Annotated in this window: 8 protein-coding genes; 6 read left to right on the top strand and 2 right to left on the bottom strand. The window is 66.6% G+C overall.

The features are described 5' to 3' along the window. Nucleotides 1-912, bottom strand: a 912-nt coding sequence (locus tag SAS01S_RS19590; RefSeq protein ID WP_066812560.1) for an MFS transporter, incomplete at its 3' end; no start/stop codon positions are given. A 242-nt stretch (nt 913-1,154) separates the two neighbouring features. Here SAS01S_RS19590 and SAS01S_RS19585 point away from each other — a divergent pair. Both SAS01S_RS19585 and SAS01S_RS19580 read left to right on the top strand, forming a co-directional pair. Next, entirely contained in the window at nt 1,155-2,204 is a 1,050-nt protein-coding gene (locus SAS01S_RS19585; RefSeq protein ID WP_066812559.1) for a LacI family DNA-binding transcriptional regulator, read from the top strand. A 98-nt stretch (nt 2,205-2,302) separates the two neighbouring features. Then, nucleotides 2,303-4,570, top strand: a complete 2,268-nt coding sequence (locus SAS01S_RS19580) for a transferrin receptor-like dimerization domain-containing protein (RefSeq protein ID WP_245657021.1) — start codon at nt 2,303-2,305, stop codon at nt 4,568-4,570. A gap of 30 nt (nt 4,571-4,600) precedes the next feature. Here SAS01S_RS19580 and SAS01S_RS19575 read toward each other — a convergent pair whose 3' ends face one another. After that, entirely contained in the window at nt 4,601-5,344 is a 744-nt protein-coding gene (locus tag SAS01S_RS19575; protein ID WP_066812557.1) for a potassium channel family protein, read from the bottom strand. Nucleotides 5,345-5,480: 136 nt separating this feature from the next. On the opposite strand from SAS01S_RS19575, the gene SAS01S_RS19570 reads away from it, so the two are divergent. The 4 genes from SAS01S_RS19570 to SAS01S_RS19550 form a co-directional block, all read left to right on the top strand. Beyond that, the gene (locus SAS01S_RS19570) at nt 5,481-6,599 is read left to right on the top strand and encodes a CaiB/BaiF CoA transferase family protein (RefSeq protein WP_066812556.1); all 1,119 of its coding nucleotides are present in this window, start codon (nt 5,481-5,483) and stop codon (nt 6,597-6,599) included. 56 nt (nt 6,600-6,655) lie between these two features. Further along, on the top strand, nt 6,656-8,404 hold the full coding sequence (locus SAS01S_RS19565; RefSeq protein WP_066812555.1) for a chloride channel protein: 1,749 nt from the start codon (nt 6,656-6,658) through the stop codon (nt 8,402-8,404). Then, on the top strand, nt 8,401-9,465 hold the full coding sequence (locus tag SAS01S_RS19560; RefSeq protein WP_084239242.1) for a S1C family serine protease: 1,065 nt from the start codon (nt 8,401-8,403) through the stop codon (nt 9,463-9,465). Before SAS01S_RS19565 ends, SAS01S_RS19560 begins: the two co-directional genes overlap by 4 nt. A gap of 446 nt (nt 9,466-9,911) precedes the next feature. Continuing rightward, nucleotides 9,912-12,091 (top strand): beta strand repeat-containing protein (locus SAS01S_RS19550; RefSeq protein WP_218016340.1); only part of this gene is annotated, 2,180 nt, incomplete at its 3' end.

The raw sequence follows: 12,091 nt of genomic DNA, 5'->3' as shown, positions 1-12,091 counted from the left end.
GGCGACCAGGAACGGCTTGCGGCGATCGAGCCGGTCTGACAGCCGGCCGAACAGCAAGGCGATCGGCAAGGGTGCGATGAACGAGATGGTCAGCAGGTTTCCGACGTGCGCTGCGAGTTCGTCCCTGGGTCCATCGGGGACGATGCTCTCGAAATAATAGAGCAGATAGAGCTGAAGCACGCACCCCGCGACCTGGAAGAGCAATCGCGCGCACCATGCCACGGCCAGGTCATGGCGGCGCATCGCGACCGCGGCGCGCGGGGGATCGACGATCGGCAGCGGCCGCGCGCGGCTGAGGATCAACGGCGTCAGACAGATAGCGGCGACTGCGATGACGATCATCAGCCGGCTTGTTTCCCTCAGCGCGGCAATGCCGACGACCAGTGCGAGCACGCCCGATGCGATCGGATAGCCAAGCGACAACAACCCGCCGGTAGTGCTCTTCTGCGAGTCGGGAATCTCGTCAGCCATCACCGCGACCAATGGCGCGAGCACCGCGTTGAGCGCGACCTGAAAGAACACGATTGCCGCGATGATCGTCGCGGGGCTGTCTGCGACTGCGATCGCCGCATAGGCAGCGATCGTCGCGATCAAGCCGCCCACCATCCAGCCCCGCCGGCCGCCGCCGCGCGCCACCGATCGGTCGCTCAACCAGCCGAACAGGATGTTGGAAGTGCTCGCCGCGATCGCTCCTGCGATAACGGTCGCGGTGAGCAGGTCGACTCGCGCCTCGCCCGCCAGCGCCTCGACCTTGATCGCCAGCAACAAGGTCAGCAGCGGTAGATAGCCGATCACGCCGCCGGCATTGGCCAGCGCATAAAGCAACAGGAACCCGGTCGAGCGCTGTCCGGCCGCCGCGCCGCCGGTCGTGTCGCGTCGTAGGTCGACTGGCGGGGCGGGGACGCGGGACATCGGTTGGCTAGCATCATGTACGCGCGGGCGAGGCTCGGCAACGGCTAGATCGGAGGCTGGAGGGTTTGGCCGATCACCACCTCATGGGCGCGACCAAAGACGCACGGATTCGGGGCTTCCTGCTCTTTCAATATGAAGCTACCCAAGGATCATGCCGCGAAGCCATCGCCTGACCGCCCACATGCCACGCGCAACGGTGTCGTGCCCGGCCGCTGCCGCGATGATCGGGCGCTGAGCGGTCGATGGCGCGGCGCAGGCAGAGCGTTACGATCAAGCATGTCGCCATCGATGCCGGGGTGTCGATGCAGACGGTCAGCCGGGTCATCAACAAGGAACCCAATGTCCGGCGCAAGATGATCGAGCGCGTCCAGCAATCGATCGACAAGCTCGGTTATGTCCCGTCGATCGCCGCGCAGCGGCTGGCGGGGTCGCGATCCTATCTGATCCTCGCGCTCAACGATCGCGAGCGCACGATCGAGGGTTGGCGCGCGCGCGAGGGCAGCGACTGGGTCGACCAGATGCTGCTCGGCGGCATGCTGACTTGCGCGCAGCACGGCTACCGCCTGATCGTCGAACTGATCGATACGCATAGCGACCATATCGAGCGCGAATTGCTCGCGGCGATCGCGTCGCTCCAGCCCGACGGCGTCATCCTGACCCCGCCGCATTCGGAGAATCCGCTGATCATCGACCTGCTGGTCGCGCACGGCATCCGCTTCGCGCGGATCGGGTCGCAGCGGCCGGGCGCGGGATTCGCGCTGACGCTGGACGATGAGCGCGCGGCGCGGCTCGCGACAGAGCATCTGATCGGCCTCGGGCATCAACGGATCGGCTTTATCGCCGGCCCCTCAGATTACGAGGTGAGCGGCTGGCGCGTCGGCGGCTGGCGCGCGGCGATGGAGGCGGCGGACTTACCCACCGATGGCCTGCTCGCGGCCGGCGACTTCTCTTATGCGTCGGGCAGGGCCGCCGCGGCGCACTTGCTCGGCCGCTCGCCGCCGCCGACAGCGATCGTCGCGAGCAACGATCAGATGGCGCTGGCGACCTTGGAGGTCGCCCGCGATCGCGGGCTGGCGGTGCCGCGCGATCTGTCGCTGATCAGCTTCGACGACACGCCGATCGTCCGCTTCACGCATCCTCCGCTCACCGCCGTGGTTCAGCGGATCGCCGAGGTGACGTCGCGCGCGGTCGAATTGATCATTGCCGACCGTACCGGCAAGCCTGTGTCCGCCGAGCCTGTCGTGGTACCGGCGGAGCTCGCCATCCGTGGGTCGACCGCCGCACCCGCTTAGGATTGCGCAGGACGCGGTAAAGGCTGGCCTGTTCCAAAGACTTCGTTAGGGTGCGCTTGGTTTCCAACGGAGTTGATCCAGCAGCAAAGGGGCGCGCGATGGCGAAGGACCAGTATCGGGGTCGGTCGGGGGCGCGTCGCGTCCGGATGAGCGGCAGGTCGGCGTTGGCCGCCATGGCCATCGCCCTGGTCGCGGCGCAACCGCTCGGCGCCCAGACCGTCGGCACCGCCGCCACCGAAAAGGCGTTCGACGCCCAGATCACCAGTACCGATCAGCTCGCTTGGCTCAAGGACATGTCCTCGGCGCCCAACCATGTCGGCAGCCCGCACGACAAGGCCAATGCCGAAATGGAGCTCGCACTGTTCAAGCAATGGGGCTGGGACGCGCATATCGAGACGTTCAAGGTCCTCTACCCGACGCCGATCTCGACCACGCTCGAACTGATCGGTGCCGAGCGTGTGACGCTGGGCGGGCAGGAGCCGCAGCTCGGCCCCGACAAGCTCGACGGCGCGCTGCCGCCTTATGTCGCTTATCAGGGTGACGGCGACGTCACCGCACCGGTGGTTTATGTCAATTACGGCATGCCTGACGATTACGATTCGCTCGCGCGGCGTGGGATCAGCGTCAAGGGAAAGATCGTCATCGCGCGCTATGGCGGCGGCTGGCGCGGGCTGAAGCCCAAGCTGGCGCAGGAACATGGCGCGGCCGGCTGCCTGATCTATTCGGACCCGGCTGACGACGGTTATGCCCACGGCGACGTCTATCCCAAGGGCGGCGCCCGGCCCGAGGGCGGCGTGCAGCGCGGGTCGGTGATGGATATGATCACCTATCCGGGCGATCCGCTGACGCCGGGTGTCGGCGCGACCGAAAACGCCAAGCGCCTGACCCGTGCCGAGGCCAAGACGATCCTCAAGATACCTGCGCTGCCGATCTCCTATGGCGACGCCGCGAAAATTCTCGCGGGACTCGACGGTCCGGTCGTCACCGGCAAGGATCGCGGCGGGTTGCCGATCCCCTATCATTGGGGCGGGTCGGACGCGGTCAAGGTGCATCTGGCGGTCAAGTCGGATTGGTCATTGAAGACTCTCTACGACGTCATCGCGGTGATGAAGGGCAGCACGCGCCCCGACGAATGGATCGTCCGCGGCAATCATCGCGACGGCTGGGTATTCGGCGCCGACGATCCGCTGTCGGGCCAGGTCGCCTTGATGTCCGAGGCCAAGGCGCTCGGTGTGCTGGCGAAGACCGGCTGGCGGCCCGACCGGACGCTTGTCTATGCCAGCTGGGATGGCGAGGAGCCCGGCCTGCTCGGCTCGACCGAATGGGCCGAGACGCATGCCGATGAGCTGCAGGCCAAGGCCGTCCTCTACATCAACACCGACGCCACCTCGCGCGGCTTTCTCGGCGCCGAGGGCAGTCATACGCTGCAGCATTTCGTCAACTCGATCGCACGCGACGTACCCGATCCGCAGACCGGAGTCAGCGTCTATGATCGCCTCCGCGCCAGCATCCGTGCGGGCGCTTATGCCGGCAGCGGGCGTGGGGCCGATGCGGGCGCGCTCGAAGCGGCGAAGGCGGGCGGCGACTTGCCGATCGGCGCGCTCGGCTCAGGTTCTGACTATAGCGCGTTCATCGCCCATCTCGGCATTCCCTCGGTCAATCTCGGCTTCGGCGGAGAGGATGCGAGCGGCGGATCATATCACTCGGTCTATGACAGCTTTTACCACGTCACCAATTTCGACGATCCAGGGCTGGTTTACGGGGCGGCCCTGTCCAAGTTCGTCGGGCGTATGGTGCTGCGCGCAGCTGCGGCGCCGCGCGTGCCGGTGCGCTATGGCGACATGGCCTCGACCGTCGCGCGCTATGTCGGCGAAGTGAAGAAACTCGCCGCCGACCAGCGCGACCAGGACCGCGCGCTCAAGGACCTCGACCGCGACGACGTGTTCAAGCTGACCTCCAGCCCGGTCGACCCGACCGCCGCGCCGGAGGAGAAAGGCGTCACCCCGCTGATCGACATGCTCGCGCTGGAGGATGCATCAGACCATCTGACTCGCGCGTCGCGCGCCGCCGATGCCGCATTCGAGCGCGCCTCGCCCGACAAGGTCGCCAAGGCGATGGCGGTGCTGAAGGGAGTCGATCAATTGCTGCTCGACAAGGACGGCCTGCCCGGACGTCCCTGGTACCGCAATCTGATCTACGCACCGGGGACGCTGACCGGTTATGGCGCCAAGACCCTGCCGGGCATTCGCGAAGGGATCGAGCAGCGCCATTTCGACGATGCCAAGGAGTATGTCGCGAAAACCGCGACGGCGCTGAATCGCTACGCCGATCGGCTCGACGCAGCGGTCAGGCTATTGAAAGGCTGATCTCCTGTCGCTTCGACCGTTCGGCGATCGTCAGGATTGGTTGGCGCCGCCGTCGATCGCTTGCTTCGGCAGTTGCTGTTCGTGTGCCAGATGCAGCGCGACGAGGCGTGCGAGCAGGGTAGCGGGGAAGAGTTGGCCGAACACCGCTTCGAGCGTCGCCAGGCTGCGCGCCAAGGGGTGGAGCGGGGTGATGTCGCCAAAGCCGACCGTCGTGATCGTGGTCAGGCTGAAATAGGTGAAGGCTGCAGTGGGTGCCTCGCCGGGCTGTATTACGATGTGGAACGCATCGGGGACGAGTTGCTGGAGAGCGGTACAGGCGATGCCGAACAGCGCGGCGACGTTGAGATAGAGCAGGATCGCGCCGCGCACGCGGTGGACGGTCACGCGCGCGGAGGAAAAGACGTGGCGCGCGATCAGCGCGGTGATGGCGGCGTTGAACGCGAAGGCGATCAGCGCGACCAGTTCGTGTTGTGCCGCGACGTCGAGGTGCAGGTCGGCGCCCAGCCGCTGCGACACCGACGGCCCCATCGCCAGCAACGCCAGCGCGGCGATCACCACGCCTTGGACCACGCGATGCCGCGTCAGCGCGGCGACGCTGATGGCGGCGAACAAGAAATGACAGAGATCGAGCAGGATCCGCCCGCCGGTCGAACGCGCGCCGAACGGAATGACCGCGAACAACGTCACTCCCTGAAGGATGAGCAGGGCGGTCAGCGCGGTGTCGACTCGATGCTGGCGCAGGGTGCTGAAGGTGGTCTGGACTGGGCTCGGCATGCCACGTTCTCGGGCGGCGGCCACGGCTTGGCAATGGCGGCCGCGACGAACGGAGCGCGGGGGTGCAATGAGGCATCTCGCGTCAGCGCGCCTGGATGACAGTGACATCGCGGCGATCAGGCGCCAAGGAAGTCGAATGACCAAACCCGCTCCGCTCGCCGGCCTCAAGGTGCTCGAACTCGCGCGTATCCTGGCGGGACCATGGGCGGGCCAGGTGCTGGCCGATCTCGGCGCCAAGGTGATCAAGGTCGAGAGTCCGGCGGGCGACGACACACGGACCTGGGGTCCGCCGTTCATCGTCAACCCGGACGGCACGCGCGACGCGGCTTATTATCATTCGTGCAACCGCGGAAAGTCGTCGGTGGTGATCGACTTCACGACGCCCGAGGGACAAGCCGAAGTGCGGCGGCTGGCGGCGGACAGCGATGTCCTGATCGAGAATTTCAAGGTCGGCGGCCTCGTCAAATACGGACTCGATTATGCCAGCCTGTCGGCGATCAATCCGCGGCTCATCTATTGCTCGATCACCGGCTTCGGTCAGGATGGGCCCTATGCGCCGCGACCGGGCTACGACTTTATCATCCAGGGAATGAGCGGAATGATGGACCTGACCGGTGATCCCGCCGGCGCGCCGCAGAAGATCGGCGTGGCGATGGCCGATATCGCCACCGGGCTTTATTCGGTGATCGGCATCCAGGCGGCGCTGATCCAGCGCGACAAGACCGGGCGCGGCCAGCATATCGACATGGCGCTGCTCGACACGATGACCGGCGTGCTGGCCAATCAGGCGGCGAATTACTTCGCCAGCGGCGTCACCCCGCCGCGCGTCGGCAACGCGCATCTCAACGTCTCGCCGTATGCGGTCTTTCCGACCAGCGACGGCTGGTTCATCCTGGCGGTCGGCAATGACGGCCAGTTCCAGCGTTTCTGCGGCGTGGTCGGGATCGAGCCCGAGGAGCGCTGGGCGACCAATGCCGGCCGGATCGAGCATCGCGCGCCGCTGTTCGCGGCGATCGAGGCGGCCACGCGCCGGTTCGAGCGCGACGACTTGCTGGCCAGGCTGGAAGCGGTCGGCGTCCCGGTCGGGCCGATCAACACGGTCGAACAGGCGCTGACCGATCCCCAGGTCCAGGCACGCGGGATGGTCGTGCCCGGCGAGCGGCTCGACGGCCTCAGGACCCCGATCCGCTTCTCCGACGCCGACCTCGCGCTTGGCCGCCCCGCGCCGCGCCTTGGCGAGACGCGGCAAGACTGATTTTGCCCTCGGCGTAGCGGGTGACATGGCCGCGATACGCGATTAGGCGGATCGCGATGGCGTCCCTCCCCGCCTTTCGGCCCGCAGGTCTGCTGATCGGATTGCGGCGGCGCTTTCGCACCAGCGAAGCGGCGCTGATTGTACTCGCGCTCGGCATCGGCCTGACGGCGGGCCTGCTGACCCTGGTCCAGAGCGGCATCGCGCATTTCATGCAGTCGCTTTTCTATGGCGTGTCGGGCGACGAGCGGCTGAGCGCGCAAACTGCGATCGAGCCGCTCCGCCTGCTTGCGCTGCCCTTGGGCGGATTGTTGCTGGCGGGGCTCGGCCGGTTGTTGCGCCGGGGCCGCGCGCCGATCGACGTGGTCGAGGCCAATGCGCTGCATGGCGGCGTGATCCCGATGCGCGACAGCCTGACCGTCGCCGCCCAGACTTTGTTGTCGAATGGCATGGGCGCGTCGGTCGGGCTCGAAGCTGCCTATGCCCAGATGGGCGGCGGGGTGGCGTCGGTGGTCGGGCAATGGCTTCGGCTGCGGCGCGCCGATCTTCGCGTATTGGTCGGCGCAGGGGCGGGCGCGGCGGTTGGCGCGGCGTTCGGGGCGCCGCTGACCGGTGCCTTCTATGCATTCGAGATCGTGCTGGGCGCTTACACCCCGGCGGCGATCGCGCCGGTCGCAGTGGCGGCGCTGGCGGCAGTGGTGACGATGCGCATTTCGGGCGTGCCGGCCTATCTGATCGTCCTGCCCGCCGCGGAAGCGATCACCACCTGGGACTATTTCCTGTTCGCCTCGCTCGGGCTGGTCTGCGCGGTCGTCGGGATCGTGTTGATGCGCGCGGTCACGTTGGTCGAGATCGGCACGCGCCGTCTGCCGATCCCCGACATCTATCGCCCGGTGATCGGCGGATTGCTGCTGATCCCGATCGCCGCGCTGTCGCCCCAGGCTTTGTCCGCCGGGCACGGCGCCTTGCACCTCGATCTGACGATGAAGGTCGGGCTCGCCTTCCTCGCGACGATCTTCGTGCTCAAGGTCGCGGCGTCGGCGATTTCACTCGGATTCGGGTTTCGTGGCGGGTTATTCTTCGCGTCGTTGTTCCTGGGGTCGCTGGTCGGCCAACTATTCGCGGGCCTCGTCAATCTGATCCCGGGCGCGGCGCATGTTAGCGCCAACGACGCCGCTTTGGTCGGCATGGCCGCGATGGCGGTGGCGGTGGTCGGCGGGCCGATGACGATGTCGCTGCTGGTGCTCGAATCGACCCACGATTTCGCGCTCACCGCGGTCGCGATCACGGCGTCCTTGTGCGCCAGTACGCTGGTGCGCGAGACCTTCGGCTTTTCCTTCTCGACTTGGCGCCTGCACACGCGCGGCGAGACGATCCGCAGCGCGCGCGATGTCGGTTGGATCAAGACGCTGACCGCCGGGCGGATGATGCGGCGCGGCATCCCCGAAATCGAGGGCGACACGTCAATCGCCGAATTCCGCCGCCGTTTCCCGCTGGGCTCGATCACCCAGGTCGTCGCGCTCGGCCCGACCGGCGCCTATGCCGGGCTGATCCCGACCGTGGCAGCGCATGCGCCCGGGCTGGCCGAGGACGCGCCAGTGACCGAGGCGGCGATCCTGACCGATTTCACCTTGTCGCCTGATCAGGATGCCGCGGCGATCATGCGCGCGTTCGAGGAGCGCGAGGCCAACGAATTCGTCGTCACTGAGGCCGACGGCACGGTGCTGGGCGTGGTCAGCGAGCGCTATGTGCGGCGACGCTATACCGACGAGATCGAAAAGGCGCAGCGCGAGTTGTTCGGCGAATGAGCGCCACTCCGCCCGCTATGTCATTCAGGAAACTGGCGATCACCGCCGCCGTCGTCCTAGTGTTGATCGTGATCGGCGTGGTGACCGGGGCGCAGCTCTGGCGCCCGATGGCGACGGTCGAGCGCCATGTAGTCGCGCCGATCCAGCGCGTGACCAATCGCGCCTCACCTTCCGAGATGTTGCCCGATCTGGTCGATACGGCCTGTCCGGCAGTGGTCAGGATCGGGCTGGGCGTGCCGCCCGCGTCGACCGCCAAGCCGAACCTGCTGGCATCGCGCGGACTCGCCGGCATCGTCGTTTCGTCCGATGGCTATATCGTTACCAGTGGCCGAATGCTGGCCGGCCGCGACACCTTGCCGGTCCAGTTCAACGACGGACGCGAGCTGGATGCCAAGCTCGTCGCGAGCGACCCGCTGTCGGGGCTCGCGCTGGTCAAGGTCGACGGACGCAATTTCACCACCTTGCAATTCGCGGACGCCGATCTGCCACGGACCGGCGCGTGGGGATTCAGCCTGACATCGCCTGCGGGCCGCGGATGCGCGGTGCAGCCCGGGGTAATCGCGCAGGATTTCGTCGCCGGCGGAGAGGCGCTGCGGTCGTCGATATCGGTCGGCCCCACGCCTAGCGGAAATGTCGAGGGCGTACCCTTCATCGGAAGCGATGGCCGCGTGCTCGGCCTGTCGGTCTTCCCGGATGACGACAGCGCCGGCGATCTCGGCGTGTTGGTTCCCGGCGACGTCGCGGCGCGGATCGTTAGCGAGATGCTGCGCAGCGGAGCGCCTCCGGCGACCCCGTTCGGCATCGTCGCGGAGGATTTGGGCCCCGTGCTGGCCAAGCGGCTAGGCGCCGATCGTCAGCGCGGCGCCGTCGTGGTGATGGTCAAGCCGGGGTCGCCCGCCGATATCGCGGGCCTGAAGGCGGGCGACGTCGTGCTGACCGCGGGCGAGTCGCCGATCTCGGGCGCGTCCGAACTCGGCCGGGCGCTCGACCCCGATGCGCCGTCGATCGACCTCGAAATGGTCAGGCACGGCGAGCGCCAGCAATTGACCCTGAAGTCGTAGTCGGAAGGCGCACGCTAAAGTCGTTTTCAGCTTCGCTGAAACCGCGACCAGGTCCGGTGGTATCGGCCTGCTTCGTCACCCGGGAAAGCGAAACGGGCGCCGGCTGACAAGCTTTTGATGCCGATCGCATCCATCCACTCGAGTTCCAGCCCCAGGTTTTTGCGATCGTGAGCGCCATCACGATTGCCGTCATTTAATCTGTCAAGGCGGATTACGGCCATTTTGGACGAAAACGACACGCGGTTCAGTCCAAAAACAATATCTTACGTTTTTTGCCTAGTCATAATGGCGGTAGAGTCGCTGGGTGCGATAAGTGCGCTAGGCGTCGCATTTAGCCAATAGCTGTACTCGATCCTGAAGTATCAAGCCAACATTGACGGGCGATTTAAGTAATCGTGCGGCCTTCTGGTCGTGCGTGCTAAGTCCGCGCAACAGAGGGGAATAACATGACACGCACACCGTATTCGTCGGGCCGTCTTCCTTTCGACTCCAAGGTGTCATCCTCGATAGCCGCACGCCGCCGCAATTTGCGCTCGCAGGCCAGCCGGCTAACGTTGCGCTCGACCGTCGCGGCGGCGGCTTTTGTCGGCCTCGGCGTGTTCGCGCCCAGCGAGGCCTGGGCGCAATGCGTCGTCGGCGCCGTTACCGTGACCTGCGCCGATACATCCACGACCGATACGACATTCCCGGCCAACCCACCGGTTGACCGCAATTACCAGGGCGTCCTCCCCACCCCGATCGTCGTCACCGTCAACAGCGGAGCAACGATTAGCGGCAACGGGCTCGCTTTCACGAACAATGGGACGGGCGGCATCACGGTCACCAATAACGGCACGATCGGCGTCGATGCCGGCAACACACCGACCGCCGGCGGCACCGCGGCGCTATCGCTCACTGCGCTTGGCGGGCCGATCGTCTATACCGGCGGCGACATCGTCAACAACGGCAACGGCAACGCGCTTGACGCGAAGCAGAGTGGCGGGGTCGGCTCGGTCAGCATCACTGCCGGCAACATCTTCGCCGCGGCCGGTGAAGGCATCACGGTTCGCGACGTCGCGACCAGCACCGGGATCGACATCACCACCAACGGCACCGTCACGGCGCTGACCGCGGGCAAGGACGGCATCGACGCGCAGAGCCAGTCGTTGACCGGCAACATCACCGAGATCGCCAATGGCAACATCCAGGCGGGCAATGCCGGCATGGTGGCGGCGCTGCTCAATGCCGGGGCGACCGGCAATATCGATGTGACCGCGAACGGCTCGATCGATGCGCGGTTCGGCGTGGATGCCGAGAATTTCGGGTCGGGCTCGACCGGTGTCACCACGGTCGGTCCGGTCAATGTCACCACGGGTAACGGCATCTTCGCGCTGTCGACCGGCGGCGACGTAACGGTGAACACGGGCGATGTAACAGCGACCAGCAACACCGCGATCATCGCGCAGCAGACCAAGGTCGCCGGTACGGGCCAGGTTGTCGTGGGCACCACGGGCAATGTCTCGGGAACGACGGGTATCGATGCGCACAATTTCGGCACGGGCCTGGTCGGCGTCGTGACCGGCGGCACGGTGACCGGCACCGCCGCCGAGGGCATCAAGGCGGTCGGCAATGCCGGCGTGACCGTGACAGCCTTCGACACGGTGACCGGCGCGACACGCGGCCTGTCGCTGATCGGCGGCACCGGCGGCGCCGGCGACATCCTGGTGAACGGCCCCGGCGGGTTCTTCGGCGGCACCGGCGACGCGGCGAACATCCTCAACAACGGCTCGGGCACGGTCACGGTCGACATTGGGGGTGCGAGCAGTTCGGCTGGCGGCGAGGGCATCGTGGTGCGCGATACCGCGACCGGCGGCGATATCAGCATAACCACTGGAGCGGTGACTGCATTGACCGCGGGCAAGGACGCGATCGACGCCCAGAGTCAGTCGGCCACAGCCAATATCACCGAGGTGGCCAATGGCGACATCAATGCGGGTAACGCCGGTATGGTGGCGGCGATCCTCAACGCGGGCGGCACCGGCAATATCGATGTGACCGCGAATGGTTCGATGACCGCACGGTTCGGCGTGGATGCCGAGAATTTTGGGTCGGGCAACACTTCTGTCACTACCGTCGGCCCGGTCAATGTGACGACCGGTAACGGCATCTTCGCGCTGACGACGGGTGGCAACGTCACGGTCAATGCCGGCGACGTCACCTCGACCGGCAACACCGCGATCATCGCGCAGCAGACCAAGGTCGCGGGCGCGGGCAATGTCGATGTGACCGCGGGCAACGTCTCGGGCACGACGGGCATCGACGCACACAATTTCGGCACCGGCACGGTCAGCGTGACGGCTAACGGCACGGTGACCGGCACGGCGGCCGAAGGCATCAAGGCGACCGGCAACGACGCGGTGACGATCTCCGTCGCCGACACGGTGACCGGCGCGACCCGTGGCCTCAGCCTGGTCGGCGGGACCGGCGGCGCCGGCAACATCTCGGTGACGGGCACCGGCGGCTTCGTTGGCGGCACCGGCGACGCGGCAAATATCCTCAACAACGGCTCGGGCACGGTCACGGTCGACATTGGGGGTGCGAGCAGTTCGGCTGGCGGCGAGGGCATCGTGGTGCGCGATACCGCGAC

It is taken from the genome of Sphingomonas asaccharolytica NBRC 15499 (genome assembly GCF_001598355.1).
Taxonomy (GTDB): Bacteria; Pseudomonadota; Alphaproteobacteria; order Sphingomonadales; family Sphingomonadaceae; genus Sphingomonas; species Sphingomonas asaccharolytica.
The sequence above is the reverse complement of the archived record's forward strand: the minus strand, read 5'-3'. Positions and strand labels throughout refer to the sequence as shown.